The 26,956-nt window shown below is 73.1% G+C and carries 22 protein-coding genes; 6 read left to right on the top strand and 16 right to left on the bottom strand.

From position 1 onward, the window contains the following. The first annotated feature begins 74 nt into the window (after positions 1-74). Complete coding sequence (locus tag ACZ5DC_RS11925) at positions 75-3,263, top strand: ATP-binding protein (RefSeq protein WP_468651839.1); 3,189 nt, start codon at positions 75-77, stop codon at positions 3,261-3,263. Between the two features lie 63 nt (positions 3,264-3,326). Here the strand turns inward: ACZ5DC_RS11925 and ACZ5DC_RS11920 are convergent, their stop codons facing one another. The 6 genes from ACZ5DC_RS11920 to kdpF all read right to left on the bottom strand — a co-directional run bounded on the left by ACZ5DC_RS11920 (position 3,327) and on the right by kdpF (position 9,708). Then, positions 3,327-4,121 carry an ABC transporter permease gene (locus ACZ5DC_RS11920; protein WP_468651837.1) on the bottom strand — a complete coding sequence of 265 codons (795 nt, stop codon included), beginning with the start codon at positions 4,119-4,121 and terminating at the stop codon, positions 3,327-3,329. Next, on the bottom strand, positions 4,118-5,092 hold the full coding sequence (locus ACZ5DC_RS11915; RefSeq protein ID WP_468651835.1) for an ATP-binding cassette domain-containing protein: 975 nt from the start codon (positions 5,090-5,092) through the stop codon (positions 4,118-4,120). Before ACZ5DC_RS11915 ends, ACZ5DC_RS11920 begins: the two co-directional genes overlap by 4 nt. An 87-nt stretch (positions 5,093-5,179) precedes the next feature. Continuing rightward, positions 5,180-5,812 carry a potassium-transporting ATPase subunit KdpC gene (gene kdpC, locus ACZ5DC_RS11910; protein ID WP_468651833.1) on the bottom strand — a complete coding sequence of 211 codons (633 nt, stop codon included), beginning with the start codon at positions 5,810-5,812 and terminating at the stop codon, positions 5,180-5,182. 5 nt (positions 5,813-5,817) lie between these two features. After that, a complete protein-coding gene (kdpB, locus tag ACZ5DC_RS11905; protein WP_468651831.1) occupies positions 5,818-7,917 on the bottom strand; it encodes a potassium-transporting ATPase subunit KdpB in 2,100 nt (699 codons plus the stop codon). A 32-nt stretch (positions 7,918-7,949) separates the two neighbouring features. Further along, a complete protein-coding gene (kdpA, locus tag ACZ5DC_RS11900) occupies positions 7,950-9,611 on the bottom strand; it encodes a potassium-transporting ATPase subunit KdpA (protein WP_468651829.1) in 1,662 nt (553 codons plus the stop codon). Between the two features lie 7 nt (positions 9,612-9,618). After that, positions 9,619-9,708 carry a K(+)-transporting ATPase subunit F gene (gene kdpF / locus ACZ5DC_RS11895; protein WP_037629700.1) on the bottom strand — a complete coding sequence of 30 codons (90 nt, stop codon included), beginning with the start codon at positions 9,706-9,708 and terminating at the stop codon, positions 9,619-9,621. Positions 9,709-9,970: 262 nt separating this feature from the next. Between kdpF and ACZ5DC_RS11890 the strand changes: the two genes are divergently transcribed. Further along, on the top strand, positions 9,971-12,037 hold the full coding sequence (locus tag ACZ5DC_RS11890; protein WP_468651827.1) for an NAD(+) synthase: 2,067 nt from the start codon (positions 9,971-9,973) through the stop codon (positions 12,035-12,037). 51 nt (positions 12,038-12,088) lie between these two features. On the opposite strand, the gene ACZ5DC_RS11885 is transcribed toward ACZ5DC_RS11890, so the two are convergent. Together ACZ5DC_RS11885 and ACZ5DC_RS11880 are read right to left on the bottom strand one after the other, a co-directional pair. Further along, a complete protein-coding gene (locus ACZ5DC_RS11885; RefSeq protein ID WP_468651825.1) occupies positions 12,089-12,793 on the bottom strand; it encodes a TIGR03943 family putative permease subunit in 705 nt (234 codons plus the stop codon). Continuing rightward, positions 12,790-13,800: a permease gene (locus ACZ5DC_RS11880; protein WP_468651823.1), complete on the bottom strand. Its 1,011-nt coding sequence runs from the start codon at positions 13,798-13,800 to the stop codon at positions 12,790-12,792. Before ACZ5DC_RS11880 ends, ACZ5DC_RS11885 begins: the two co-directional genes overlap by 4 nt. A 159-nt stretch (positions 13,801-13,959) precedes the next feature. Between ACZ5DC_RS11880 and ACZ5DC_RS11875 the strand changes: the two genes are divergently transcribed. Further along, positions 13,960-15,792 (top strand): NAD-binding protein, encoded by a 1,833-nt coding sequence (locus ACZ5DC_RS11875; protein WP_468652073.1) that lies wholly within the window; start codon positions 13,960-13,962, stop codon positions 15,790-15,792. An 81-nt stretch (positions 15,793-15,873) separates the two neighbouring features. Here ACZ5DC_RS11875 and ACZ5DC_RS11870 read toward each other — a convergent pair whose 3' ends face one another. Further along, entirely contained in the window at positions 15,874-17,700 is a 1,827-nt protein-coding gene (locus ACZ5DC_RS11870; RefSeq protein ID WP_468651821.1) for a S9 family peptidase, read from the bottom strand. 71 nt (positions 17,701-17,771) lie between these two features. On the opposite strand from ACZ5DC_RS11870, the gene ACZ5DC_RS11865 reads away from it, so the two are divergent. Continuing rightward, on the top strand, positions 17,772-18,611 hold the full coding sequence (locus ACZ5DC_RS11865) for a class I SAM-dependent methyltransferase (RefSeq protein ID WP_468651819.1): 840 nt from the start codon (positions 17,772-17,774) through the stop codon (positions 18,609-18,611). A 43-nt stretch (positions 18,612-18,654) separates the two neighbouring features. Further along, a complete protein-coding gene (locus ACZ5DC_RS11860) occupies positions 18,655-19,446 on the top strand; it encodes an SURF1 family protein (RefSeq protein ID WP_468651817.1) in 792 nt (263 codons plus the stop codon). A gap of 32 nt (positions 19,447-19,478) precedes the next feature. Here ACZ5DC_RS11860 and ACZ5DC_RS11855 read toward each other — a convergent pair whose 3' ends face one another. The 7 genes from ACZ5DC_RS11855 to ACZ5DC_RS11825 all read right to left on the bottom strand — a co-directional run bounded on the left by ACZ5DC_RS11855 (position 19,479) and on the right by ACZ5DC_RS11825 (position 25,904). After that, entirely contained in the window at positions 19,479-20,552 is a 1,074-nt protein-coding gene (locus ACZ5DC_RS11855; protein ID WP_468651816.1) for a hypothetical protein, read from the bottom strand. 143 nt (positions 20,553-20,695) lie between these two features. Beyond that, a complete protein-coding gene (locus ACZ5DC_RS11850; RefSeq protein ID WP_366750157.1) occupies positions 20,696-21,376 on the bottom strand; it encodes a SigE family RNA polymerase sigma factor in 681 nt (226 codons plus the stop codon). A 328-nt stretch (positions 21,377-21,704) separates the two neighbouring features. Then, positions 21,705-22,766, bottom strand: coding sequence for an aspartate-semialdehyde dehydrogenase (locus tag ACZ5DC_RS11845; RefSeq protein ID WP_468651813.1), 1,062 nt, complete (start codon positions 22,764-22,766; stop codon positions 21,705-21,707). A 16-nt stretch (positions 22,767-22,782) separates the two neighbouring features. Beyond that, entirely contained in the window at positions 22,783-24,054 is a 1,272-nt protein-coding gene (locus ACZ5DC_RS11840; RefSeq protein WP_014673991.1) for an aspartate kinase, read from the bottom strand. 177 nt (positions 24,055-24,231) lie between these two features. Beyond that, positions 24,232-24,894, bottom strand: coding sequence for a DUF5063 domain-containing protein (locus ACZ5DC_RS11835; protein ID WP_468651811.1), 663 nt, complete (start codon positions 24,892-24,894; stop codon positions 24,232-24,234). Then, on the bottom strand, positions 24,887-25,486 hold the full coding sequence (gene recR / locus ACZ5DC_RS11830; RefSeq protein ID WP_103814721.1) for a recombination mediator RecR: 600 nt from the start codon (positions 25,484-25,486) through the stop codon (positions 24,887-24,889). The genes ACZ5DC_RS11835 and recR overlap by 8 nt, the downstream gene beginning before the upstream one ends. Positions 25,487-25,559: 73 nt before the next feature. After that, positions 25,560-25,904 carry a YbaB/EbfC family nucleoid-associated protein gene (locus ACZ5DC_RS11825; RefSeq protein ID WP_468651809.1) on the bottom strand — a complete coding sequence of 115 codons (345 nt, stop codon included), beginning with the start codon at positions 25,902-25,904 and terminating at the stop codon, positions 25,560-25,562. 263 nt (positions 25,905-26,167) lie between these two features. Between ACZ5DC_RS11825 and ACZ5DC_RS11820 the strand changes: the two genes are divergently transcribed. Next, positions 26,168-26,917: an SLATT domain-containing protein gene (locus ACZ5DC_RS11820; RefSeq protein WP_468651807.1), complete on the top strand. Its 750-nt coding sequence runs from the start codon at positions 26,168-26,170 to the stop codon at positions 26,915-26,917. The last annotated feature ends 39 nt before the right edge of the window (positions 26,918-26,956 follow it).

Below are 26,956 nucleotides of genomic sequence, written 5' to 3'. Positions count from 1 at the left end.
GGGTGCCCGCGGCCATCGCGGCAGGTCCCGGCTCTGCCCCTCCCGCGACAGCGGTGGGTGGCTAGTCTGCACGCGTGACCACCGAGTTGGCTCTGCTGTCCGAAGTCGCCTGTCGTGGGCGGGAGATCACGGCTCCCCGGCTGCGTGGGCTGGTGGCGTTGCTCGCCGGGGATCTGCGGGCCGGGTGCAGTACCGGGCGGCTGGTGGAGGGGCTGTGGCCGGACGGGCTGCCGGAGCGGCCCGGCAAGGCCGTGCAGGTGCTGGTGTCGCGGCTCAGGGCGCAGATGGGCGGGGAGCTGGTCGTCAGTACGCCGACGGGGTACCGGCTCGCGCTGGAGGAGGCGCAGGTCGACAGTTCCGCGCTGCTGCTGCACGAGGCGGCGAGCGCCGCGCGGGCGCGGGCCGGGGATCACACGGGTGCGCTGGCGCAGGCCGAGGCGGGCTTGGCCCTGTGGGACGGGAGCGTGGGGGCCGGGGCGGGCGAGGACCTGCACGATCCGGTGGTGGCGCTCCGTACCGACCGGCTCCGGGCGCACCGCTCGCTCGTGCGTTCCCGTGCGCTCGCGCTCGCCCGGCTGGGCCGGCGGGAGGAGGCCGCGACGCCGCTGGCCGAGCTGGCCCGGGAGCTGCCGCGGGACGAGGAGGTGCTGGCGGAGCTGCTGCGGTGCGAGGCGGACACCGTGGGCCGGGCCGCCGCGCTGACCCGGTACGACGCCTACCGGCGGGGGCTGCGCGAGGAGCTGGGTACCGATCCGGGTCCCGGGCTCAGGGCCCTCTGCCAGGAGCTGTTGAACGCGGACGCGCCCCGGGTCCGGCAGGGAGTGCCGCACGAGCCGAATCCGCTGCTGGGGCGGGGCGCCGACATTGCCACCGTGGCGGAGATGCTGCGCGTGGCCCGGGTGGTCACCGTCGTGGGCCCCGGCGGGCTGGGCAAGACCCGGCTGTCCCATGCGGTGAGCCGGGCTGCCGAGCAGCCCGTGGTGCACTTCGTCCCCCTGGCCGGTGTCACCGCCGACGACGACGTGGCCGCCGAGGTGGCCGCGGCGGTGGGCGCGGCGGTGGGCGCGGGCGAGGGCCGGCAGTTCACCGGGGGCGGCGACACGGTGAGCGGCATCGTCGGCGCGCTGGGCACGGGGCCCACGCTGCTGGTGCTGGACAACTGCGAGCAGGTGATCGCCGGCGTGGCCGACCTCGTCCGGGCGCTGGTGTCGCGGTCGCGGGAGCTGCGGGTCCTCGCGACCAGCCGGGCCCCGCTGGGGCTGACCTCGGAGTCCGTGTACGCCCTGCCGGAGCTGTCCCTCGCCACCTCGGTCGAGCTGTTCGAGCAGCGGGCGCGGGCGGCCAGGCCCGGCGTGGACCTGCCCGCCGGCCTGGTCGCCGAGATCTGCCGCCACCTGGACGGGCTGCCGCTCGCCGTGGAGCTGGCCGCGGCCCGGGTGCGAGTGCTCTCCGTGGCCGACATCGCGCGCCGTCTACGGGACCGTTTCGCGCTGCTGCGCGGCGGCGCCCGTGACGCGCCCGAGCGGCACCGCACACTGCACGCCGTGGTCGAGTGGAGCTGGAACCTGCTGGAGCCCGACGGCCGGGCGGCGCTGCGCGCGCTGTCGGTGTTCCCGGGCGGCTTCGCCGAGGACGCGGCGGAGTACCTGCTCGGCGGGACGGGGGACACGCTGTTCCTGCTGGAGCAACTGGCCGGGCAGTCCCTGATCAGGGTGGACGACAGCCCGTCCGGGACACGTTTCCGCATGCTGGAGACCCTGCGCGAGTTCGGTGCCGCCCGGCGGGCCGAGGCCGGCGAGGAGGAGGCGGTGACCGACCGGTTCCTGCGCTGGGCCCGGGACTTCGGCCGCGAGCACCACGGCGTGCTGTTCAGCAGCGACCCGGCGTCCTCCTGGATGCGCATACGGGCCGAGCAGGACAACCTCGTCCTCGCGCTGCGGCACGCGCTGGCCCGGTCCGACGGGCCCACCACCGCCGCCCTCACCGCCGTACTGGCCTCCCTGTGGGCCACCGACTCCCACTTCACCCGGCTCTCCGCGCTCATCTCCGACACCGGCGGCCCGCTGTCCCGCTTCCGTCCCGGCGCCGAGGACGTCGAGCCGGCCCGTACCGCGGCGGCCGTCTGCACGGCCAGCCTCTTCATGGCCCACGGCCCGCACGCCGTACGGCAGTTGGTGACGCTGCGCCGGCTGCCGCCCGCGCGGCCGGACACACTGCCGGGGGCGCTGGCCGTCGTACTGTGCGCCGTTCCGGACATCCACCCGCCGGAGTACGCGCTGCTGCGGGAGCTGTGCGACGCGGAGGAACCGCTGCTGGCGGGTGTGGCGGCGTGCTTCGCCAGTTACGTGTGGGACGCGGCGCACGACACGGAGCGCGCGCTGGAGTACGCCCGCCGGATGCTCGACGCGCTGGAGCCGTTCGCCAACCCCACCCTGCAGCTCCTCTGTCACGGGCGGGTCAGCGAGCTGTGCCTCCAGTCCGAGCGGGGCGCGGAGGCGTACGGCCATCTGCGCGCCGCGCTCGGTGCGCTCGACCGGTTCGGCGAGTGGTCGGACTCGGTGGGTGTGCGCTGGGGGCTGGTGCTGGCCTGCCTGCAGCGCGGGGAGGTGGACGAGGCGGAGTACTGGCTGGGGCTGGCGGCCCTGGAGCAGCCGCCCGAGTCGCCGCAGACCTACACCCCCGACCTGCTGGCCCGGGCGGAGATCGCGCTGGCGCGGGGGCTGACGGAGGTCGGGCTCGGCCTGTGGCGCCGGGCGGTGGAGCGGGTACGGGAGGACAGCGTGCTGTACGCCGGTGATCCGTTCGTGCATCCGTGGTCGCTCCAGGTGCAGTCGGGCGCGCTGGCGGCGCACGCGCAGCACGGCCGGCTGGAGCCGGTGGCCGGGCTGGCCGGGCAACTGCGGGAGCGGCTTCTGGGGATGCTGTCCGGCGCGGCCGGCTCCCCCGGCGCCTCCAGCCCCTCGGGCTCGCCGAGCCCCTCGACCCCCACCGACTCCCCCGTCGAACTGCCGGTCTACGGCACGGCGTTGCTCGCGCTCGGGCTCGCCGGTCTGGCCAGGGGCGAGACGGCGGCCGTGCGGCTGGTGGCGCTGGCGGAACGGATGCCGGTGGTGCGGGACTTCCCGACCCTGTCCTCGGCCCGGTCCCGGCAGGCCGCGGAGGACGCCGACAGGGCGGCGTACGCCGACGCGAGGTCGCGGTACGCCGCCCTGGGGCGGGAGGAGCTGCGGGCGGCGGCACTGCGGGAGCTGAGCGTCGGCTGAGCCCCGGGGGCTGGGCGCCGGCTGAGCCCCGGGGGGCTGGGCGCCGGCTGAGCCCCGCCGGCCTCAACGCCGCGGTTCCCGGTTGAACTGAGCCTTGGACCACCAGTGGCCCAGCACGGTCAGCCCCACGCACCAGGCGACGGCGAGCACGGCGTTCCTCGTGCCGATCCCGCTGCCGAGCAGCAGTCCGCGCAGGGTCTCGATGGCGGGCGAGAACGGCTGGTACTCGGCGAACCAGCGGAACCAGCCCGGCATGGCGTCCACCGGCACGAACGCGCTGGAAAGGAACGGCAGCATCACCAGGGGCGTCCCGGTGTTGCTGGCCCCCTCGGGGTTGGGGCTCGCCAGGCCGATGCCGACCGCGAGCCAGGTCAGTGCCAGGCTGACCAGCGTCATCAGCCCGGCGGCGGCGAGCCACTCCAGCGGCGTCGCGTCGGGCCGGAAGCCGATGGCCAGGCCGATGCCCAGCAGCAGCACCAGGGCCATCAGCGTCTGGATGACACTGCCGAGCACGTGGCCGATCAGCACGGAGGCACGGGAGATCGCCATGGTGCGGAACCGGGCCATGATGCCCTCGGTCATGTCGGTGGCCACCGACACGGCCGTGCCAAGCGAGGTCATGCTCACGGTCAGCAGCAGGATGCCGGGAACCAGGTAGGCGACGTAGTCGGCGCGGTCCGCGTGTCCGCCGTTGATGCCGGCGCTCATCACGTCGCCGAAGACGTAGACGAAGAGCAGCAGCAGGATGACCGGGGTGAGCAGGAGGTTCAGGGTGAGGGAGGGGTAGCGGCGGGCGTGCAGGAGGTTGCGCCGCAGCATGGTGAGGTTGTCGCGGAGGGGCTGGCCGGCGGCGCTCATCGGGCGCTCTCCTTTTCGGTGGACCGGGCGGGCACGGGGGTCGCGGTGAGGGCGAAGAACACGTCGTCCAGGTCCGGGGTGTGGACGGACAGCTCGCCGGCCTCGATGCCGGCGGCGTCGAGCCAGTCGAGGATGGCCCGCAGTTCGCGCTGGCTTCCGTCGCTGGGGATCTGCAGGGTGAGCGCCTCGTCGTTCCGGGTGGCCTCGCGCAGCGCGGTGGCCGCCTGCTCGTACGCCTCCGGGTCGGAGAAGCGCAGCCGCACGTGCCCGCCGGGGACGAGCCGCTTGAGCTGCTCGGCGCTGCCGTCGGCGACGATCCTTCCGCCGTCGAGCACGGCGATGCGGTCGGCGAGCTGGTCGGCCTCCTCCAGGTACTGGGTGGTGAGGAAGACGGTCGTGCCGCCGGAGACCAGTTCGCGGATGATCTGCCACATGGTGTGCCGGGAGCGCGGGTCGAGGCCGGTGGTCGGCTCGTCCAGGAAGATGATCCGGGGGCTGCCGACCAGGGTCATGGCGATGTCGAGGCGGCGCTTCATGCCGCCGGAGTAGGTGGAGGCGGGTTTCCTCGCGGCCTCGGTGAGGTCGAACCGTTCCAGCAGCGTGGCGGTGACGCGCCGTCCCTCCTGCCGGGAGAGGTGGTGCAGGTCCGCCATCAGGAGCATGTTCTCCTCGCCGGTGATCAGCCCGTCCACGGCGGAGAACTGGCCGGTGACCCCGATGGCGGCCCGCACCGCCTGCGCCTCGGCGGTGAGATCGTGCCCGGCGATCCGCGCCTGTCCGCCGTCGGCGGAGATCAGCGTGGACAGGATGCCGACCGCCGTGGTCTTGCCGGCACCGTTGGGCCCGAGGAGGGAGAAGACGGTGCCGGCGGGCACGTGGAGGTCGATGCCGTCGAGGACGGTCTTGTCCCCGTAGGACTTGCGCAGCCCGGTGGCCGCGATCGCGAGGTCGTCCGCGTTCGTCGTCGTCATGCGGCAGAGCGTGCGGCCCGGGTGGTTCAGCGTGGTTTCAGCGCGGTTTCAGCCGCCCGGGACGGGGCCGGGGCGCCGCCGGCCGCCTCACCCCTTCGCGGTCAACTCCTTGAGCGCGGTGTTGAGTTCCAGGACGTTCACCCGGGGTTCCCCGATGAAGCCGAGGGTGCGTCCGGTGGTGTGGGCCCTGACCAGGCGCTCGACCCGGGGGACGGGCAGGTGGTTGCGGGCGGCCACCCGGCGGACCTGGAGTTCGGCGTAGGCCGGGGAGATGTCCGGGTCCAGGCCGGAGCCGGAGGAGGTGACGGCGTCGGCGGGGACCTGGGAGGGCGTGACCGGGTGGCCGGGGACCGAGTTGTCCCGCACCACGGCGGCCTTGGCGTCCTCGACCTGTTTGAGGAGCACCTTGCTGTCCGCGGCGAGGTTGGTCGCGCCGGAGAGGATCAGCTTGTACTGCGTGTTGACGGAGTTCTGTCCGAGGCCGCCGGCGGGGCGGGGCTGGAAGTACCTGAGGCCGTAGCCCTGCTGGCCGATCAGGGACGAGCCGACGACCCTGCCGTCCGCCCTGGTCTCGGAGCCGTTCGCCTGGTGCGCGAAGAGCGCCTGGGCGACACCGGTGACCGCCAGCGGATAGAGGACGCCGGTGAGCACGGTCAGCGCCAGCAGGGCCCGCAGCCCCGCGCCGAACAGCCGCGCGGTGTGCGCGAAGGGGTGGTTCATGTCCGTCACCGGATCCCGGGGATGAGTGAGACGATCAGGTCGATGATCTTGATGCCGATGAAGGGCGCGATCAGTCCGCCGACGCCGTAGAGGGCGAGGTTGCGGCGGAGCATCCGGTCCGCGCTCATCGGCCGGTACCGCACGCCCCTCAGCGACAGCGGCACCAGCGCGATGATGATCAGCGCGTTGAAGACGACGGCCGACAGGATCGCGGAGTCGGGCGAGGACAGCCGCATGATGTTCAGCTTGTCCAGGCCCGGGTAGACCGCCGCGAAGAGGGCCGGGATGATCGCGAAGTACTTCGCGACGTCGTTGGCGATGGAGAACGTGGTCAGCGCGCCCCGCGTGATCAGCAGCTGCTTGCCGATCTCCACGATCTCGATGAGCTTGGTCGGGTCGGAGTCGAGGTCGACCATGTTGCCGGCCTCCTTGGCGGCCGACGTACCGGTGTTCATCGCCACGCCGACGTCCGCCTGGGCGAGGGCCGGCGCGTCGTTCGTGCCGTCGCCGGTCATCGCGACCAGCTTGCCGCCGGCCTGCTCCCGCTTGATGAGGGCCATCTTGTCCTCGGGAGTGGCCTCGGCGAGGAAGTCGTCCACGCCCGCCTCCCCGGCGATGGCCTTCGCGGTGAGCGGGTTGTCGCCGGTGATCATGACCGTCCTGATGCCCATGCGGCGCAGCTCGTCGAACCGCTCGCGCATGCCCTCCTTGACGACGTCCTTGAGGTGGATGACGCCGAGGATCCGTGCCCCGCCGGCGTCGTCGACGGCGACGAGCAGCGGCGTGCCGCCGGCCTCGGAGATCCGGTCGGTCAGTTCCCGGGCGTCCTCGGCGACGTGGCCGCCCTGTTCCTCCACCCAGGCGATGACGGAACCGGCGGCGCCCTTGCGGACGCGGCGCCCGCCGACGTCCACGCCGGACATGCGGGTCTGGGCGGTGAAGGCGATCCACTCGGCGCCGGCCAGTTCGCCCTGGTGGCGCTCGCGCAGCCCGTACCCCTCCTTCGCCAGCACGACGATCGAACGGCCCTCGGGCGTCTCGTCCGCCAGCGAGGAGAGCTGCGCCGCGTCGGCCACCTGGGCCTCGGTGGCGCCGCGCACCGGCACGAACTCCGACGCCCGGCGGTTGCCGAGGGTGATGGTGCCGGTCTTGTCCAGCAGCAGGGTGGAGACGTCGCCGGCGGCCTCGACCGCACGGCCCGACATGGCGAGGACGTTGCGCTGCACCAGCCGGTCCATGCCGGCGATGCCGATCGCGGAGAGCAGGGCGCCGATGGTGGTCGGGATCAGGCAGACCAGCAGGGCGACCAGGACGACCAAGGTCAGGTGCGTGCCCGCGTAGGCGGCGAACGGCGGCAGGGTGGCGCACGCCAGCAGGAAGACGATGGTCAGCGAGGCCAGCAGGATGTTCAGCGCGATCTCGTTCGGCGTCTTCTGCCGGGCCGCGCCCTCGACCAGGCCGATCATCCGGTCGATGAAGGTCTCGCCCGGCTTCGTCGTGATCCTGATGACGATGCGGTCGGACAGCACCTTCGTACCGCCCGTGACGGCGCTGCGGTCGCCGCCGGACTCACGGATGACAGGCGCGGACTCGCCGGTGATCGCCGACTCGTCCACCGAGGCCACGCCCTCGACGACATCGCCGTCGCCGGGGATCACGTCGCCGGCCTCGCAGACCACCAGGTCGCCGATCCGCAGCGCGGTGCCGGGCACCCGCTCCTCACGGTCGTTCACCAGCCGCCTGGCCACCGTGTCCGTCCTGGCCTTGCGCAGGGTGTCGGCCTGCGCCTTGCCCCGGCCCTCGGCGACCGCCTCCGCCAGGTTGGCGAAGAGCACGGTCAGCCACAGCCAGGCGCTGATGGTCCAGCCGAACCAGTCGCCCGGGTCCCGGAAGGAGAAGGCGGTGGTCAGCACCGAGCCGACCCAGACCACGAACATCACCGGCGACTTGACCATCACCCGCGGGTCCAGCTTCCGGAACGCCTCCGGCAGGGACCTGAGCAGCTGCCGGGGGTCGAACAGACCCGCTCCGACACGGCCTTGGGCGGGCCGGTGCGCGGTCGGCACGTCGCTGTGCGGCGCCCTGGTGGGTGTGACTGTGGACATGGAGTCCTCTGGCTTCTGAGTGCGGGTGGTCATCACGCGAGCCCTTCCGCGAGCGGTCCCAGCGCCAGGGCCGGGAAGTACGTGAGACCGGTGATGATCAGGATCGCGCCCACCAGCAGGCCGGTGAACAGCGGTTTCTCGGTGCGCAGGGTGCCGGCGGTGACCGGGATCGGCCGCTGCCCGGCGAGCGAGCCGGCCAGCGCCAGGACGAAGACCATGGGCAGGAACCGGCCGAACAGCATGGCGAGCCCGGTCATGGTGTTGAACCAGTCGGTGTTCGCGTTGAGCCCGGCGAAGGCCGAGCCGTTGTTGTTGGCGGCGGAGGTGAAGGCGTACAGCACCTCGGAGAAGCCGTGCGCGCCGGAGTTGAGGACCGAGTGCGGCGGGGTCGGCAGCGCCATGGAGGCGGCCGTGAAGACGAGCACCAGCGCCGGTGTGACCAGGATGTAGGCGGCGGCCAGCTTCATCTCCCGGCCGCCGATCTTCTTGCCCAGGTACTCGGGCGTACGGCCCACCATCAGGCCGGCGAGGAACACCGCGATGACCGCCATGATCAGGATGCCGTAGAGGCCGGAGCCGGTGCCGCCGGGCGCGATCTCGCCCAGCATCATGCTCAGCATCGTGATGCCGCCGCCGAGGCCGGTGAAGGAGGAGTGGAAGGAGTCCACCGCGCCGGTGGAGGTGAGCGTCGTGGCCACCGCGAAGATCGAGGAGCCGCCGACCCCGAAGCGGACCTCCTTGCCCTCCAGCGCCCCGCCCGCGGCCTGGAGCGCCGGGCCGTGGTGGGTGAACTCCGTCCACATCATCAGGGCGGTGAAACCGAGCCAGACGACGCCCATGGTGGCGAGGATCGCGTAGCCCTGCCGCACCGAACCGACCATGACGCCGAAGGTCCGGGTCAGGGAGAACGGGATGACGAGGATGAGGAAGATCTCGAAGAGGTTGGTGAACGGGGTGGGGTTCTCGAAGGGGTGGGCGCTGTTGGCGTTGAAGTAGCCGCCGCCGTTAGTGCCCAGTTCCTTGATGGCCTCCTGCGAGGCGACCGCGCCGCCGTTCCACTGCTGGGAGCCGCCCATGAACTGCCCCACCGCGTGGATGCCGGAGAAGTTCTGGAGCACCCCGCAGGCGACCAGCACGACGGCGGCGACCGCCGCGAGCGGCACCAGCACGCGCACGGTGCCGCGCACCAGGTCGGACCAGAAGTTGCCCAGCTCACCGGTGCGGGACCGCGCGAAGCCGCGCACCAGCGCCACGGCGACGGCGATACCCACGGCCGCGGAGACGAAGTTCTGCACGGCCAGACCGGCGGTCTGCACGACGTGCCCCATCGTCTGCTCGCCGTAGTACGACTGCCAGTTGGTGTTGGTCACGAACGACACGGCCGTGTTGAAGGACTGCGCCGGGTCGACCGAGGAGAAGCCGAGCGAGCCGGGCAGCACGCCCTGGAGCCGCTGGAGGAGGTAGAGGAAGAGGACCCCCGCCACGGAGAAGGCGAGAACGCCACGCAGGTACGCGGGCCAGGTCATCTCGGTGTCGGGGTCGGCACCGATGCCCTTGTAGATCCACTTCTCCACGCGCAGGTGCCGCGGTGAGGAGTAGACCCGGGCCATGTAGGTGCCGAGGGGGACATAGGCGAGCGCGAGCGCGCCTGTCAGGGCGAGCAGCTGGAGCACGCCGGCCGGTACGGGACCCATGGGGCGCTCAGAACCTCTCCGGGAAGACCAGGGCCAGGACGAGATAGCCCAGCAGGGCGACGGCCACGACCAGGCCGACGACGGTCTCGGCGGTCACAGCTTCGTCACCCCCTTGGCGACGAGGGCCACCAGCGCGAAAGCCGCGAGCACGGTGAGGACGAAGGCCGTATCGGCCATCGCGGACTCCTGAATGGGTTCGGTGAAACGGACGTTACGAGGAGAACTCCGGGACGGCCCGGACGCATCACCCGTTGACGCCCCCCTTACGGCCGCCCGTACGGCCTTGACGCGACCCTTACGCCTCCGGCCCGCGGGGCTGCCCCGGCACCCCGGCGCGGCCGGGATCTAGGCTTCCTGACATGAAGGAAGCCCCGTTGAACTTCTGGTCGCTCTACAACCACGGCTTCGCGCGGGTCGCCGCGTGCACCGGCCACACCGTCATCGCCGACCCGCGGGCCAACGCCGAAGCGGTCCTGCGCCTGGCGCGCCGGTGCGCGGACGAGGGCGTCGCCGTCGCCGTCTTCCCCGAGCTGGGCCTGACCGGCTACTCCATCGAGGACCTGCTGCTCCAGGACGCGCTGCTCGACCAGGCCGAGGCGGCCCTCGAAACCGTCGTGGCCGGGTCGGCGGAGCTGCTGCCGGTGCTGGTCGTCGGCGCCCCGCTGCGTCACCGCCACCGGATCTACAACTGCGCGGTGATCGTGCACCGCGGCCGGATCCTCGGTGTCGTACCGAAGTCGTACCCGCCGACCTACCGCGAGTTCTACGAGCGCCGGCAGATCGCCGACGGGCACGACGAGCGGGGCGGGACCATCCGGGTCGCGGGTGCCGAGGTGCCGTTCGGGGTGGACCTGCTGTTCGCCGCCGAGGACGTGCCGGGGCTGGTGCTGCACACCGAGATCTGCGAGGACATGTGGGTGCCGGTGCCGCCGAGCGCCGAGGCGGCCCTCGCCGGGGCGACCGTGCTGGTCAACCTCTCCGGCAGCCCGATCACGGTCGGCCGGGCCGAGGACCGCAAGCTGCTGTGCCGCTCGGCGTCCTCGCGCTGCCTCGCCGCGTACGTCTACGCGGCGGCCGGCCTCGGCGAGTCGACCACCGACCTGTCCTGGGACGGGCAGACCATGATCTACGAGAACGGGGTGCTGCTCGCCGAGACCGAGCGCTTCCCGCTCGGCGACCGGTACGCGGTCGCCGACGTGGACCTCGACCTGCTGCGGCAGGAGCGGCACCGGATGGGCACCTTCGACGACAACCGCCGGACCCACGCCGCCCGGACCGGTGACTTCCGCACCGTCTCCTTCGAGCTGGACCCGCCGCTCACCGACCTCGGGCTGCGCCGGCGCGTGGAGCGCTTCCCGTTCGTGCCCGCCGACCCCGAGCGGCTCGCCCTGGACTGCTACGAGGCCTACAACATCCAGGTCGCCGGGCTCCAGCAGCGGCTCGCGGCGATCGGCGGCCCCAAGGTCGTCATCGGCGTGTCCGGCGGTCTGGACTCCACGCACGCGCTGATCGTCGCCGCCCGGGCGATGGACCGCGCGGGCCGGCCGCGCAGCGACATCCTGGCCTTCACACTGCCGGGCTTCGCCACCAGCGACCACACCAAGGACAACGCGCACAAGCTGATGCGGGCGCTCGGCGTCACCGCGGCCGAGCTGGACATCACGCCGACCGCGCGGCTGATGCTGAAGGAGATCGGGCACCCCTTCGCCTCCGGCGAGCCGGTGTACGACGTCACCTTCGAGAACGTGCAGGCCGGTCTGCGCACCGACTACCTGTTCCGGCTGGCCAACCAGCGCGGCGGCATCGTCCTCGGCACCGGCGACCTCTCCGAGCTGGCGCTCGGCTGGTCCACGTACGGCGTCGGCGACCAGATGAGCCACTACAACGTCAACTCCGGGGTGCCGAAGACCTTCATCCAGCACCTGATCCGCTGGGTGATCGACAGCGGCCAGTTCGACGAGGAGACCGGCGCGATCCTGGCCGCGATCCTGGACACCGAGATCAGCCCGGAGCTGGTGCCGGGCGAGGAGATGCAGTCCACCGAGTCGAAGATCGGCCCGTACGCGCTGCACGACTTCACCCTCTTCCAGGTGCTGCGCTACGGCTTCCGGCCCTCGAAGACCGTCTTCCTGGCCTGGCACGCCTGGCACGACGCGAAGTCCGGCGCCTGGCCGCCGAACTTCCCCGAGGCCAAGCGGGTGGCGTACGACCTGCGGGAGATCCGGCACTGGCTGGAGGTGTTCTGCCGCCGCTTCTTCGCGTTCTCGCAGTTCAAGCGCTCGGCCATGCCGAACGGCCCGAAGGTGTCGGCGGGCGGCTCCCTCTCCCCTCGCGGCGACTGGCGGGCCCCCTCGGACGGCAACGCGGAGGTGTGGCTCAGGGACCTCGCCCGCTTCGACTTCGACAGCGCGGCGGCCGACCGGTAGCCGGGGCCGGGCTGTCCGGTGCCGGTGGCCGAGGCCGGTGACCGGTGCCGGTCAGGTGTTCCAGGTCTCGTCGTACGGGTCGCGCGGGGCCGGTACCGGACGCGTCGCGGTGACCTCCAGGTAGGGGATGGGGCCGTCGTTGACCGGGTCGTGGCGGAGCCCGGGGGCGTACGTGCCCGTCACCTCCAGCCAGGCGTCCGGGCGCAGCACCGGCGGCAGCGCGCCGGTCAGCGCGATCTTCACCGGCTGGGCGTCGGCGGCACAGCAGTTGAGGGCCATGCGGACCAGGTAGGGCCGGCCCGCGTGGTCCAGGGCCAGGAAGCCGGTGACCCGGACGGCACGGCCGTGCAGGGAGCGGCCGTGGCCGTAGGCGGCGCGGGAGGCGTAGTCGACGACGGACAGCGGCACCGGGTCGCCCGCCGGCAGCGGGCCGTAGCCGTACGGCTTCTGCAGGGCCGTGCCGGAGCGCAGGGCGCTGTACGAGCCGAGGGCCGGCGGTGCGATCAGGATCAGGGCGAGGAGCGGCAGCAGGAGCAGCCAGGCGACCCGCGGCTCGGGGTGCCGGTGCCGCTCGCGGTCGCGCCGGCGCTCGTACCAGGCCGTCGCCAGGGCCGCCGCGATCAGCACCGCGCCCGCGGCCAGCAGCAGCGGGCGCAGGCCCGCCTTGACGTAGCGCAGGTACAGGTCGGTGGTGCCCGCGTGCAGCAGCGCGCCGCCGAGCAGGAACAGGACGGCCGCCTGGGCCTGGCGGTTCACAGCAGCACCGCACCGGTAGTTACGGCGCCCGCGACGGCCAGCGCGAAGGTGGCGGGCGCGAACCGGAGCGCGAAGCCGCGGCCGAAGGTGCCGGCCTGCATCGCGAACAGCTTGAGGTCGATCATCGGGCCCACCACCAGGAACACCAGCTTGGCCGTCGGGGAGAACTGGGTGAGGGAGGCGGCGACGAACGCGTCCGCCTCCGAGCAGATCGACAGCAGGACGGCGAGCACGGCGAGGGCGAGGACCGAGACCGGCGGGCTGCCCGCGGCCGTGCGCAGCCAGTCCGCCGGGACCACCGCCTTCAGCGTGGCCGCGGCCGTCGCGCCCAGCACCAGGAACCCGCCCGCGTGCATCACGTCGTGCCGTACCGCGCCCCAGAACGCCTCCCCCTTGGTCGCGCCCTCGTGCGCGCCGTGGGCCGGGGTGCGCAGCCAGTCCGTCCGGCCCAGCCGCTGCCACAGCCAGCCCATCGCGCAGGCCACCAGCAGGCTCGCCAGGAACCGGGCCAGGACCATCTCCGGGTGCCCGGGGAAGGCGACGGCGGTGGCGGTCAGCACCACCGGGTTGATCGCGGGCGCGGAGAGCAGGAACGCCAGGGCGGCGGCCGGGGTCACGCCCCGGCGGACCAGGGCGCCCGCCACCGGCACCGACGCGCACTCGCAGCCCGGCAGCACCGCGCCGGCGATGCCCGCCACCGGCACGGCGAGGGCGGGCCGGCGCGGCAGGGCGCGTGCGAAGAAGGACGCCGGGACGAACACCGCGATCGCCGCCGACAGCAGCACGCCCAGCACCAGGAAGGGCAGTGCCTGGACGGTCACCGCCACGAACACGGTCGTCCAGCTCTGCATCAGCGGGGTGCCGAGGGCCCCGCGGATCGGCGACTGCGCGAGCACGGCCGTCAGGAGCGTCAGGGTGAGCGCCAGCGGGGAGCTGAGCCGCCGGCTCCGCGGGGGCCCGGCACGGCTCGCGTCCGTACCGGGCGGGGCGTCTTCGGTGATGGCCACGTGCGGTTCCCTCCGGCTGCTGCTCTCCCTCCCCTTCCCTACGCGGGTCCCGGCGCGTGCGTTCAGACCGCCGCTGGAACCACCCGGCCGCTTGGTGCACTCTTCTCCCTCGTGGCGAGCGTTCCGTATCAAGGGGGGCCGGGGTCCCCGCCGGCGCACATGGTGGTGTGCGGGGACGACGGCCTCGCGCACCGGCTGGCCGCCGAGTTGCGCGGGGTCTACGGCGAGCGGGTCACGCTCGTCGTGCCGCCGGACGAGCGCACCGTCCGGCCCCCGGTGGTCGGCCGCGCCCGGTCCGCGTCGGCCGCGCTGTTCGACCGCGTGGTCAGCGCCGCCGTGGGCACCGTCGGCCGCTCCGGCACGGGCGGGCAGCCCGCCGGCGCGCCCGTCGGCCCGCACCCGGACGGCGAGGGGGTGCTGGAGGCCGCCGAGCTGACCGAGGCGGTGCTCGCGGAGGCCGGGGTGGCCCGGGCCGCCGCGCTGGCCCTGGTGTACGACGACGACGAGACCAACATCCGGGCCGCCCTGACCGCCCGTCGGCTCAACCCCCGGCTGCGGCTCGTCCTGCGGCTCTACAACCGGCGGCTGGGCCAGCACATCGAGGAACTCCTCGACCAGGCCGCCGCGCTGGCCGCCGGGGACGACGGCGGCCCGGGCACCGCCACCGAGGCGTCCACCACCGTGCTGTCCGACGCCGACACCGCCGCGCCCGCGCTGGCCGCGACCGCCGTCGCCGGCACGAGCCGGGTCGTCCAGACCGAGGGCCTGCTGCTGCGGGCCGTGGAACGGCCGCTGTCCGGGGACGGCCCCGGCACCGGGCTGCACACCCTCGCGCTGCTCTCGGGCGGCGACCCGGCCGGCGCCGACGGCCCGTACGCCGGGGAACAGCAGCCCCGGCTGCTCCCCGACGACGAGGAGGTCCGGCAGGCCGCCGGACGGCAGGCCGTGGTGCTGGAACACGTCTCCGCCCCGGCCGGCGGCGAGTCCGCCGCGCCCGCCCGCCGCGCGATGACCGGCGTGCCCCCGCTGGGCTCCCTGTTCTCCCGGCGGCTGCGCTGGACCCTCGCCGTGCTCGCCGGGTGCGTGGTGGGTCTCGCCGTCGCCCTGTGGGTGGTCACCGGCATCCATCCGCTGCGCGCCTTCTACATCACCCTCCTCGACCTGTTCGCGATCGACGACCCGGCCCTCAGGCAGCCGCTGGGGCGCCAGCTCCTCCAGCTCCTCTCCGCGCTCGTCGGACTGCTGCTGCTGCCGGTGCTGCTGGCCGCCGCGCTGGAGGCGTTCGGCACCTTCCGCACCGCCTCCGCCCTGCGCAAGCCACCGCGCGGCCTGAGCGGGCACGTCGTCCTGCTCGGGCTCGGCAAGATCGGCACCCGGGTGCTGACCCGGCTGCGGGAACTGAACGTCCCCGTCGTGTGCGTCGAGTCCGACCCGGAGGCGCGGGGCCTCGCCACGGCCCGCCGGCTGCGGGTGCCGGTGGTGCTCGGGGACGTCACCCAGGAGGGCGTCCTGGAGGCCGCCCAGATCCAGCGGGCCCAGGCCCTGCTCGCGGTGACCAGCTCGGACACCACCAACCTGGAGGCCGTGCTCTACGCGCGGACCGTACGGCCCGATCTGCGGGTGGTGCTGCGGCTGTACGACGACGACTTCGCCACCGCCGTGTACCGCACCCTGCGCACCGCCTACCCGCAGGCGCTGACCCGGAGCCGGAGCGTCACCCACCTGGCCGCCCCCGCGTTCGCCGGGGCCATGCTGGGGCGGCAGGTGCTCGGGGCCGTCGCCGTGGAGCGCAGGGTGCTGCTGTTCGCCGCGGTGGACGTGGACGGGCATCCCCAGCTGGAGGGGCGCACCGTGCGGGAGGCCTTCCGGGCCGGGTCCTGGCGGGTCCTGGCGCTGCTGGGCCACGCCGACACCGCGTCCTCCCATGTGCTGGGGAAGGGCGACCGGGTGGTCGTCGCCGCCACCCGCAGAGGCCTGGCGGAGCTGCGCTGACCAGGGCCTCACGGGCGGATCACGCCGGCCTCGCGGGCCCTGGCACCGCGCCCTGATCCGGCCTGGTCCGAACGGAAGACCCTAGACCGGCAGGTGCCGTGCCGCGAACTCCAGCTCCAGTCTCACCTGCTTGATCCGCTCCTCCACGACCAGCGAGCCGTGCCCCGCGTCGTACCGGTACACCTCGTGGACCGCGCCCCGGGTCTCCAGTCTCTTGACGTAGTTGTCGATCTGGCGGATCGGGCAGCGCGGGTCGTTGACGCCCGCCGAGATGTAGACGGGGGCCTTGACCTGGTCGACGTACGTCAGCGGGGACGACGCCTCGAAGCGCTCCGGGACCTCCTGCGGGGTGCCGCCCAGCAGGGTGCGGTCCATGGCCTTCAGGGACTCCATCTCGTCGTGGTACGCGGTGACGTAGTCCGCGACGGGCACCACCGCGATCCCCAGCGCCCAGGCCTCCGGCTGGGCGCCGACGCCGAGCAGGGTCAGATAGCCGCCCCAGGAGGCGCCGGTCAGGACCAGGCGGGCGGGGTCGGCGAGACCGGAGGAGACGGCCCAGTCGCGCACCGCCGCCACGTCCTCCAGCTCGATCAGGCCGACCCGGTGCTTGAGTGCGTCCGTCCAGGCGCGGCCGTAGCCGGTGGAGCCCCGGTAGTTGACGCGGACCACCGCGTAGCCGTGGTCGACCCAGGCGGCCGGGCCGGCGGCGAAGGAGTCGCTGTCGTGCCAGGTCGGGCCGCCGTGCAGGTCGAAGACGGTGGGGAGGGGGCCGGTGGCGCCCGCCGGCTTCTGGACCAGGGCGTGGATGCGGCCGCCGGGGCCCTCCACCCACACGTCCTCCACCGGCACCGACGGCGGGCACGCCATGCCCGGCGGGTCCAGCACCACGCCGCCGGCCGTGGAGCGGACCGCCGGGGGCTCGGCGGCCGACGACCACAGGTACTCCACGCTGCCGTCGGGGCGGGCCGTCGCCCCGGAGACCGTGCCGGGCGGGGTGGGGATGCGGGTCAGCTCGCGGGTCGCGACGTCGTACCGGAACAGCTCGCTGCGGGCCTCGAAGCCGTGGACGACGAGCAGGGCCGAGCCGTCCGGGTACCACTCGGCGCTGACGTCGCCGGGCAGGTCGAGCGCCAGGTCGGTCTCCTCGCCCGTGGCCACGTCCCACACCAGCGGCTCCCAGCGGCCCCGGCGCTGGTGGCCGATGAGCAGCCGGGTGTCACCGTCGACCGGGGCGAAGCCCAGTACCTCCAGACCCAGCTCCTCGGTGCCACCCTTGGTGTCGTCCAGCTCGGCGACCGTCGTGCCGTCCGGGCGGAGCACCCGCAGGGCCGCGTGCATGGCGTCGCCGTGCTCGGTGTGCTCCACGGCGATCAGGGAGCCGTCGTGCGCGAGGTCGCCGACGCCCGCCGACTCGCGGTGGCGGTAGATCTCGACCGGGTCCGCGCCCTCGCGGGCCAGGTGGATCGTGGTGCCCTCGTCGTCCGTGGAGCGGCCGACGACCGCCGTGCGGCCGTCGCGGGACAGGGCCAGGCCGGCCGGGTAGGACGGGTCGAGACCGGGCACGGCCGGCTCGTCCGGGCCGCCCGTGAACGGCTGGCGGCGCCAGCTGCCGAACTCGTCGCCGTCCTTGTCGTCGAACCACCAGATCCAGGCGCCGTCCGGGGAGAGCACGCCGTCCGTCGTGCCGTTCGGCCGGGCCGTTGCCTGGCGCTGCTCGCCCGTCGCCCTGTCCCAGGCGTACAGCTCGTACGTCCCGGTCGCGTTCGACACGAACAGGGCGTGGTCCGGCGCGTCCTCCGCCCAGTCGGGCAGCGACACCCGCGGCGCCCGGAAGCGCTTCTCCCAGTCCGGCATGTCCGCTGTGTGCTGCGTGGTCGGCGTGCCGCCGTCGTTCGTGGCCCCAGTCATGCGCCCATAGTGCCTGGCCGCGCCGACAATTGGGTGGCAGGAGGGCACAGCCTGTGGATAACTTCCGCGGCATGAGCGTTTCCGTCACTTCCCCGTCCGTCCCCGAAGGCTGGCGCGAGGACAACAAGGCCATGTGGGACGAGAGGGTGCCCCTCCACGTCGCCGGACCCTTCTACGACCTCGACGGCTTCCGCACCCGCCGGGACGACCTGCGGGACTTCGAGCGGGCCGAGGCCGGGGACGTCACCGGGAAGTCGCTGCTGCACCTGCAGTGCCACATCGGCACCGACACCCTCTCCTGGCTCCACCGCGGCGCCGCCCGCGTCGTCGGCCTGGACTTCTCCGCACCCGCGGTGGAGGCGGCCCGCGCCCTCGCCGCCGACCTCGGGTACGGCCCCGACCGGGCCGCCTTCGTCACCAGTGACGTGTACGACGCGGCCGGGGCCGTGCCCGAGCCGTCGTACGACATCGTCTACACCGGGCTCGGCGCCCTGTGCTGGCTGCCGGACCTCGGACGCTGGGCACGGACGGCCGCCTCCCTCGTCGCGCCCGGCGGGTTCCTCTACCTCGCCGAGTTCCACCCGATCACCGAGACCCTGGACGACGAGACCGGCACCCGGATCGTGCGCGACTACTTCACCCGGGACGCGCAGGTGTGGAACGAACCGGGCACCTACGCCGACCTGGACGCCGTCACCGTCCACAACCGCAGCGTGGAGTGGCAGCACCCGCTCGGGGACGTGGTCTCCGCGCTCGCCGCGGCCGGGCTGCGCATCGACTTCCTGCACGAGCACGACGTGTCGCTCTTCCCGCGCTTCGGGAACCTGGAGGTGCGCGACGGCTACCACAGGTTCCCGGCGGACCATCCGCGCATCCCGCTGATCTACTCCCTGAGGGCGAGCAAGGACTGACCCGAGGCACGGCCGCCGGGGCGGGCGCCGTACCGTGGAGGGCGTGTACCGGTTTCTGCTGACACCCCGCTGGTGGGGCATCAACGTCTTCGTGCTGCTCGCCATCCCGTTCTGCGTCTTCATGGGGTCGTGGCAGCTGAGCCGGTTCGAGGGGCGGGTGCAGGACCATCGCGCCGCGACCGAACAGGCCGCCTCCGACCGGGGCGAGGCCGCGCGCCCGCTGGACTCGCTGCTGCCCGTCGACAAGAACACCTCGGGACGGCGGGTCACGGCGAGCGGCCGGTACGGGGAGCAGCTGCTGGTGCCCGGACGGGAGCTGGACGGTGAGCGCGGCTTCTACGTGCTGACGCTGCTGCGCACCGGTTCCGGCAAGGCGCTGCCGGTGGTGCGGGGCTGGCTGCCGGGCACGGCGGACGCGGCGAAGGCGCCCGCGCCGCCCCGGGGCGAGGTCACCGTCACCGGAGCGCTCCAGGCGCCCGAGACGCCCGGGGACAACGGGGTCAGCGCGCAGGGCGGGCTCCCCGCCGGGCAGACCTCCGCGATCAGCCCGGCGTCGCTGGTGAACCTGGTGCCGTACCGGCTGTACGACGCCTGGATCACCCTGGACCGGGGGGACGCCGGGATGAAGGCCGTGCCCGCGAGCGCGCCGGGCGGTACGGGGCTGGACCTCAAGGCGTTCCAGAACCTCGGTTACACCGGCGAGTGGTTCGTGTTCGCGGGCTTCGTGGTCTTCATGTGGTTCCGTCTGCTGCGCCGGGAGCTGGAGTTCCAGCGGGACGCCTCGCTGGGCCTGGTGACCGAGGAGCCGGACCGGGAGCCGGTACCGAGCGGCTGACGGCGTCGGCGCGCCCCGCTCCCGGCGGAGCGTCAGGAGCCCGTGAGCACCCCGGTGTAGTAGACCGTGCCCGCGCACGCGCCGGGCACCACCGCCGTCGCCGTCGGCGCACCCCCCTGCGCTGCGTGGGTCACCGTGACGCTGCCGTCGGCCGTGCCCTCCTCGGTGGCGAGCTGCGGGGCCGTGCCCTCCGTGCCGGTGCTGTCGGTGGTGGCGCCGGAGGCGCTCTGGGTGGGCGACGGATCGGGCGTCGGGCCGGTCGGGCCGGGGTCGCCCGGACCGCTGTCGCCGCCCGTGGTGGGGCAGGTCTCCGAGGGGACGAAGGCGAACTTCTCCTCGTAGGCCGCGCCCGGCTGGAGGACCAGCCCGGTGACCTCCTGGGACGGGTCGGGCAGGGCGGTCGCCGCGTCACCGGCGGTGTGCCGGGCGGTGAGGATCTTGGCCGGGTCGGCGGCGCCCTGCGCCGTGGGCGTGACACTGCCGGCACCGGCGACCGTGCAGGCGGTGCCGGAGATGTTGGTGACGCGGAAGGTGCCGTAGACGACCCCCGCGGTGTCGGGCGCGTCCGCGCTGCCGGTGGCGGAGCCCAGCTGGGCCGGCGCACAGAGCGGGACGCCCGAGGCCGACGTGGCGGAGGGGTCGGCGGCGCCGGTGGAGCCGCCGCCGCTGCCGGGCGTCGTGCCCTTGTCGTCGGGCCGGCCGGACTCCTTGCCGGGCCTGGCCGTCGTACCGCCGGCGTCCTTCGGGCCGCCCTTGCCGGTGCCCTTGTCCTTGCCCGCCCCGGTGCCGCCCTGGGCCTGGGAGGACTGGCCGGCCATCGCGGTGTTGGGGTCGGAGCCGCCTGCCTGCGAGACGTGCACGAGGGCGGGGATCGCGGTGCCGATGAACAGGGCCGCCGCGGCCATGCCGACCACCGCCTGGCGCTTGCGCGCGCGGCGCGCGGGGACGGCCCGGCGCAGGTGGTCCAGGGTGCCGGTGCGCGGTTCGATGTCGTCGACCGCCGAGTGCAGCAGCCGGCGCAGGGCCAGTTCGTCGGAGTCGGGCCCGTCCAGGCTGCGGACTCCTTCGAGCCTCTCCGGGCCCTTGTCGTCGGGGCCGTGGTTCACAGTTCCGTTCCCAGCGTGCGATGGCGTGTGCTGTTGCCCGTTGCTCTTTGTCGGCTCGTGCCAGGCGTAGGGCTCGTGACGTTCATGGGAGTGGCGCTCATGGGAGTGACCCTCATGGGAGGCGCCCTCTTCGGCGTGGTCGCTCATGCCGGTGTCCCCATGGCGACCCGCAGCGCGGCGATGCCCCGCGAGCCGTACGCCTTGACCGAGCCGAGGGATATGCCGAGCGTCTCGGCGACCTGGGCCTCGGTCATGTCCGCGAAGTAGCGCAGCACGAGGACCTCGCGCTGGCGGCGCTGGAGCCCCTTCATCGCCTTGATGAGGTCGCGGCGCTCCAGCTGGTCGTAGGCGCCCTCTTCCGCGCTCGCCATGTCGGGCATCGGCTTGGAGAGCAGCTTCAGGCCGAGGATGCGCCGGCGCAGCGTGGAGCGGGAGAGGTTGACGACCGTCTGCCGCAGGTAGGCGAGGGTCTTCTCGGGGTCGCGGACGCGCTTGCGGGCCGAGTGGACGCGGATGAACGCCTCCTGGACGACGTCCTCGCAGGAGGCGGTGTCGTCGAGGAGGAGCGCGGCGAGGCCGAGCAGCGAGCGGTAGTGCGCCCGGTAGGTCTCGGTGAGGTGGTCGACGGTCGTGCCGGCGGCCTCGGACGCCACGGCGCCCGCGGTGTCCTCGGCGCCGTCACGCTGACTGGGTATGCGGGCGGGCCGCGCTGCGGGCATGGGCGCGATCACCGGCATGCCGCCGGGCGGGCGGGGCCGGAGCGCCGCGGGGGGCCGCAGGGCCGTGCCGCCGCGGGCCACACTGAGTTCGAGTACCTCTGCCACGCCTGTTGGACACGCCGCCCCCCTCGGGGGTTGTACGTGCCGGGCGTCACATGTGCGACAACCGGCGGCGCCTCAACTGCCGTCATGCGTCCCGCTCTTCCCTTATGTCCCATATGAACGGGCGCCCCCACGCCCCGACCACGGCGTCCCCACGCCAGGATCATCACGTCCCCAGGTCCCGCAAGGGTGACCGCAAAGACGCTCCCCGCCTCCGTACGGTTGCGGAAGGCGGGGAGGGAAATCCTCTGTCGCAGGCAGGGAGTGGTTCAAGGGATTTGGACCATGCTCCCGGCCACAGTGCTTACGGAGATCCTACAAAGTTCAACGGCTATGTGGGGGCGGACAGCTCCGCCGCGACGAGTTCCGCGATCTGCGCGCAGTTCAGCGCGGCGCCCTTGCGCAGGTTGTCGCCGCAGACGAAGAGCTCCAGCGCGGTCGGGTCGTCCAGGGCCCGGCGCACCCGGCCCACCCAGGTCGGATCGGTGCCCACCACGTCGGCGGGGGTGGGGAACTCGCCGGCCGCCGGGTCGTCGCACAGCACCACGCCCGGCGCGGTCGCGAGGATCTCGCGGGCCCCGTCGACGCCGACCTCCCGCTGGAAGCGGGCGTGGACGGTCAGCGAGTGCGTGGTGACCACCGGCACCCGGACGCAGGTCACGGCGACCGGCAGCGCCGGCAGGCCGAGGATCTTCCGGGACTCGTCGCGGACCTTCATCTCCTGCGACGACCAGCCGTCCTCCCGCAGCGAGCCGGCCCACGGCACGACGTTCAGCGCGACCGGCTCCGGGAACGGCCCGGTGTCGTCCCCGACGGCCCGCCGTACGTCCCCGGGCTTGGTGCCCAGCTCGGTCCCGGCCACCAGGGACAGCTGGGCCCGCAGCGTCTCCACGCCGGCCCGCCCGGCCCCGCTCACCGCCTGGTACGACGACACCACCAGCTCGCGCAGCCCGAACTCGGCGTGCAGCGCGCCCAGCGCGACGATCATCGTCAGGGTCGTGCAGCCGGGGCTGGCGACGATCCCGCGCGGCCGGGACCGTACGGCGTGCGGGTTGATCTCGGGCACGACGAGCGGCACGTCCGGGTCCATGCGGAAGGCGGCGGAGTCGTCGACGACGACCGCGCCGTGCGCGGCGGCGACCGGCGCCCACTCGGCGGCGACCTCGTCCGGGACGTCGAACAGCGCGATGTCGACCCCGGCGAAGGCGTCCTGAGTCAGGGCCACCACCTCGACCTCCTCGCCGCGCACGGCCAGCTTGCGGCCGGCCGAGCGCGGGGAGGCGATCAGGCGGATCTCGCCCCAGACGTCCGCGCGCTGGGACAGGATCTGGAGCATGACCGTGCCGACGGCTCCGGTCGCTCCCACGACCGCGAGCGTCGGCCTGCCGGTCATCGGGCCGTGTCCCGGCTCATCGGCCGGTGCCGCCGTAGACGACGGCCTCGTCGCTGTCGGAGTCCAGACCGAAGGCGGTGTGGACGGCGCGGACGGCCTCCGGCACGTCGTCGGCGCGGGTGACCACCGAGATGCGGATCTCGGACGTCGAGATCAGCTCGATGTTCACACCGGCGTCGCTGAGCGCCTCGAAGAACCCGGCGGTGACGCCCGGGTTGGTCTTCATGCCGGCGCCGACCAGGGAGATCTTTCCGATCTGGTCGTCGTAGCGCAGCGAGTCGAAGCCGATGCCGGAGCGGTTCTTCTCCAGCGCGTCGATGGCCTTGCGGCCCTCGGTCTTCGGCAGCGTGAAGGAGATGTCCGTCAGCCCCGTGGAGGCGGCGGACACGTTCTGCACGACCATGTCGATGTTGATCTCGGCATCGGCGATGGTCCGGAAGATCGCGGCGGCCTCACCCGGCTTGTCCGGCACGCCGACGACCGTGATCTTGGCCTCGGAGGTGTCGTGCGCGACACCGGAGATGATGGCCTGCTCCACCTTCTTGTCCCCAATCGGCTCACTGCTGACCCACGTGCCCTGCAGTCCGCTGAAGGACGACCGGACGTGGATCGGGATGTTGTAGCGGCGGGCGTACTCCACACAGCGGTGGAGGAGCACCTTGGAACCGGAGGCCGCGAGTTCCAGCATGTCCTCGAAGGAGATCCAGTCGATCTTCTTCGCCTTCTTCACCACGCGCGGGTCGGCGGTGAACACGCCGTCGACGTCGGTGTAGATCTCGCAGACCTCGGCGTCGAGCGCGGCGGCGAGCGCCACGGCGGTGGTGTCGGACCCGCCGCGGCCCAGCGTGGTGATGTCCTTCTTGTCGGCGCTCACGCCCTGGAACCCGGCGACGATGGCGATGTTGCCCTCGTCGAGAGCCGTCCTGATCCGCCCCGGCGTGACGTCGATGATCCGGGCTTTGTTGTGGACCGAGTCGGTGATGACGCCTGCCTGGCTGCCGGTGAAGGACTGCGCCTCGTGGCCCAGGTTTTTGATCGCCATCGCCAGCAGGGCCATGGAGATCCGCTCTCCGGCGGTCAGCAGCATGTCGAATTCCCGCCCGGCAGGCATGGGAGAGACCTGCTCGGCGAGATCGATCAGCTCGTCCGTCGTGTCGCCCATCGCGGAAACGACGACGACAACCTGGTTGCCGTTCTTCTTCGCTTCCACGATCCGCTTGGCGACGCGCTTGATGCCCTCGGCATCGGCTACGGAGGAGCCTCCGTACTTCTGCACGACAAGGCCCACGTGCGCTCCTCGCTCGGTTCGTTTGTGTCGGCTCAGTCTATCGAGCGTCCGAATTCCACCACCCTGCTCCCGCATGGTGAGACATCCGGCCGCCCGGTCTCGACCCCTGCCCAGCGATCGGCCCACCACTCGGAAAGTGCCCTGGCTCACAAGGTGCCGGGCCCGGACCCGGACCGGTCACTGCCCGGGACGGATCCCCAGGGGCTCGCCGATCTCCTCGGCCATGACGCGGCCCGCCTCGAACTCCAGGGTCTCGTCGCCCACGGCGGCCTGGTCGGTGTCGAGGCCGTCCAGTTCCTCCAGGGGCTGGTCGAGGCGGACGTGGATGAGGACGGACTGCAGGGCGCGCAGCACCGCGGAGGCCGTCGGGCCCCAGTTGGAGAAGTAGGAGAACTGCCACCACCACAGGGCCTCGCTGGTGCGGCCCGCGCGGTAGTGGGCCATGCCGTGGCGGAGATCGGTGATGATGTCGGCGAGGTCGTCGGAGAGCCGGGCCGGCACCGGCGCCTTGCGCGGCTCGTACGGGTCGAAGACCTCGGAGTAGACGTCGATCGGGTCCAGGAGCCGGGCGTAGTTCTCGCGCAGCTCGTCCACGTCCGGCTCGGGCCCCGGGTCGGGCTCGTAGCGCTCCTCGGGGACGATGTCCTCGTGGGCGCCCAGCCGGCCGCCGGCCAGCAGGAGCTGGGAGACCTCAAGGAGGAGGAAGGGGACCGCCGATTCGGGCTCGTCGCCCTTCGCCACCTCCGTGACGGCCACCAGGAAGCTCTCGACCTGGTCCGCGATCTGGACCACGAAGTCGTCCGGGTTCTGCGTCGAGGCGTGCAGCGTGGCGTCAGACATCTAGGAGTCGTCTCCCCTCGAAGGCGCGGCCGAGGGTCACCTCGTCCGCGTATTCCAGGTCACCGCCCACCGGGAGGCCGCTGGCCAGGCGGGTGACCTTCAGGCCCATGGGCTTGATCATGCGGGCGAGGTACGTCGCCGTCGCCTCGCCTTCCAGATTGGGGTCCGTGGCCAGGATCAGTTCCGTGACCGTCCCGTCGGCCAACCGTGCGAGAAGTTCTCGTATACGCAGGTCGTCGGGTCCCACGCCCTCGATCGGGCTGATCGCGCCGCCGAGCACGTGGTACCGGCCCCGGAACTCGCGGGTGCGCTCGATCGCGACGACGTCCTTCGGTTCCTCCACCACGCAGATGACGGAGGGGTCGCGGCGCGGATCGCGGCAGATGCCGCACAGCTCCTCCTGCGCCACGTTCCCGCAGGTCGCGCAGAAGCGGACCCTCGCTTTCACTTCCAGGAGCGCCTGCGCGAGCCGCTTCACGTCCGTCGGCTCGGCCTGGAGGATGTGGAAGGCGATCCGCTGCGCGCTCTTGGGACCGACGCCGGGCAGCCGCCCCAGCTCGTCGATGAGGTCCTGGACCACGCCTTCGTACAACGGACTGCCCTTCCTGGAGACCTGTCGGTACGTACGGTAGTTGCCTCGCGCCCCCGCCCGGAAGGCGGAGGCGTCAGAACGGCAGGCCCGGAATGCCGCTGCCGCCGCCCAGTCCCTGGGCCAGCGGGCCGAGCTTCTGCTGCTGGAGCGCCTGCGCGTTCTCGTTGGCCGCCTGTACGGCCGCCACGACCAGGTCGGCGAGGGTCTCGGTGTCCTCCGGGTCCACCGCCTTCGGGTCGATCTTCAGCGCCCGCAGCTCACCGGCGCCGGTGACGGTGGCCCGCACCAGACCGCCGCCCGCCTGCCCGTCGACCTCCGTGTTCGCCAGTTCCTCCTGGGCCCGCTGAAGGTCCTGCTGCATCTTCTGGGCCTGCTGGAGCAACTGCTGCATGTTGGGCTGGCCACCACCGGGGATCACGATCAGCTCCTCACCGTCTGCTCCGACGTCCTGCTCCGACGTCCTTCTCCGTCGTGAATGAGCCTACGTGGTCCACGCGGCCACTGCTCCGCCACTCTTTCGAGTGAGAACAGCGTGAGTCCTATACCTGATCAAGGCCCTCGTACGGGCGGAAAAGTCGGGAAAGCTCCCTCTCCGCCACCCGTTGGGCGGTAGGAAGGTGGCCGCACGTCGGCAGGGAGTGTCACGCTACGTGACCGGTCGTGATCAGTAGGGAGTGCCGGGTGGGTCAGCCGGAGATGCAGCCCGAGGGTCCGCCTCAGGACGGGCGGGGCGAGGGTGCGGCCGGGCTGCGGCCGGGCGATCTGACCGGGCGGGCCTTCCCGCCCGGGGACTGGGGCGAACCCGCCGAGCGGCTGGACGACCTGTACCGGTGGGTGGAGCGGCGGGCACTGGAGACGGCCGCCTGGTACCTGCGGGACCGGGTGTGGAAGCGGCGCGGGGCACGCGTGCTGCGGGTCGGGGCGGCGGCCGGGGCCGTGGCCGGGGCGGCGCTGCCGCTGCTGGATCTGACCGGGGCGGCCGGCGGGGTGGCGCCCTGGGGCTGTCTCGCGCTGCTGCTCGCGGTGTCCTGCGTCGGCGTCGACCGGTTCCTCGGGGTCACGTCGGGCTGGATGAGGGACGTGGCCACGGCCCAGGCGGTGCACCGGCGGCTCCAGGCGTTGCAGTTCGACTGGGCGTCGGAGTGCGTGCGGGAGGTGCTGGGACCGGCGGAGGGCACGGCGAGCGAGGCGGCCGAGCGGTGCCTGTCGGTGCTGCGGCGGTTCTCGGAGGACGTCACGGAGCTGGTGCGCACGGAGACGACCGACTGGATGGTGGAGTTCCGCACGGGGGCGGCGCCGCTGGGCATCCAGACGGCGGTGGCGTCGGTGCCGCGCCAGGAGGCCGGGGGCCCGGGCACCCGCTTCCCCCTGCCACCGGCGAACGGCAGCCGCCCGAACATGCCGCGGCAGCGGCCGCCGGAGCCGCGGTGAACGCCCCGGAGGGGCACGGGGAACCGCGCGGCCGGCCAG

It is taken from the genome of Streptomyces sp. NPDC031445 (genome assembly GCF_055581365.1).
The sequence above is the reverse complement of the archived record's forward strand: the minus strand, read 5'-3'. Positions and strand labels throughout refer to the sequence as shown.

Excerpts from the sequence above, each read along its gene's own strand:
- ACZ5DC_RS11865 (WP_468651819.1), top strand. The coding sequence starts at position 17,772 with ATGAGCGTTTCCGTCACTTCCCCGTCCGTCCCCGAAGGCTGGCGCGAG.
- kdpB (WP_468651831.1), bottom strand. The coding sequence starts at position 7,917 with ATGTCCACAGTCACACCCACCAGGGCGCCGCACAGCGACGTGCCGACC.
- kdpC (WP_468651833.1), bottom strand. The coding sequence starts at position 5,812 with ATGAACCACCCCTTCGCGCACACCGCGCGGCTGTTCGGCGCGGGGCTG.
- ACZ5DC_RS11875 (WP_468652073.1), top strand. The coding sequence starts at position 13,960 with ATGGTGGTGTGCGGGGACGACGGCCTCGCGCACCGGCTGGCCGCCGAG.
- ACZ5DC_RS11890 (WP_468651827.1), top strand. The coding sequence starts at position 9,971 with ATGAAGGAAGCCCCGTTGAACTTCTGGTCGCTCTACAACCACGGCTTC.
- ACZ5DC_RS11920 (WP_468651837.1), bottom strand. The coding sequence starts at position 4,121 with ATGAGCGCCGCCGGCCAGCCCCTCCGCGACAACCTCACCATGCTGCGG.
- kdpA (WP_468651829.1), bottom strand. The coding sequence starts at position 9,611 with ATGGGTCCCGTACCGGCCGGCGTGCTCCAGCTGCTCGCCCTGACAGGC.
- ACZ5DC_RS11835 (WP_468651811.1), bottom strand. The coding sequence starts at position 24,894 with ATGTCTGACGCCACGCTGCACGCCTCGACGCAGAACCCGGACGACTTC.
- ACZ5DC_RS11915 (WP_468651835.1), bottom strand. The coding sequence starts at position 5,092 with ATGACGACGACGAACGCGGACGACCTCGCGATCGCGGCCACCGGGCTG.
- ACZ5DC_RS11845 (WP_468651813.1), bottom strand. The coding sequence starts at position 22,766 with ATGACCGGCAGGCCGACGCTCGCGGTCGTGGGAGCGACCGGAGCCGTC.
- ACZ5DC_RS11870 (WP_468651821.1), bottom strand. The coding sequence starts at position 17,700 with ATGACTGGGGCCACGAACGACGGCGGCACGCCGACCACGCAGCACACA.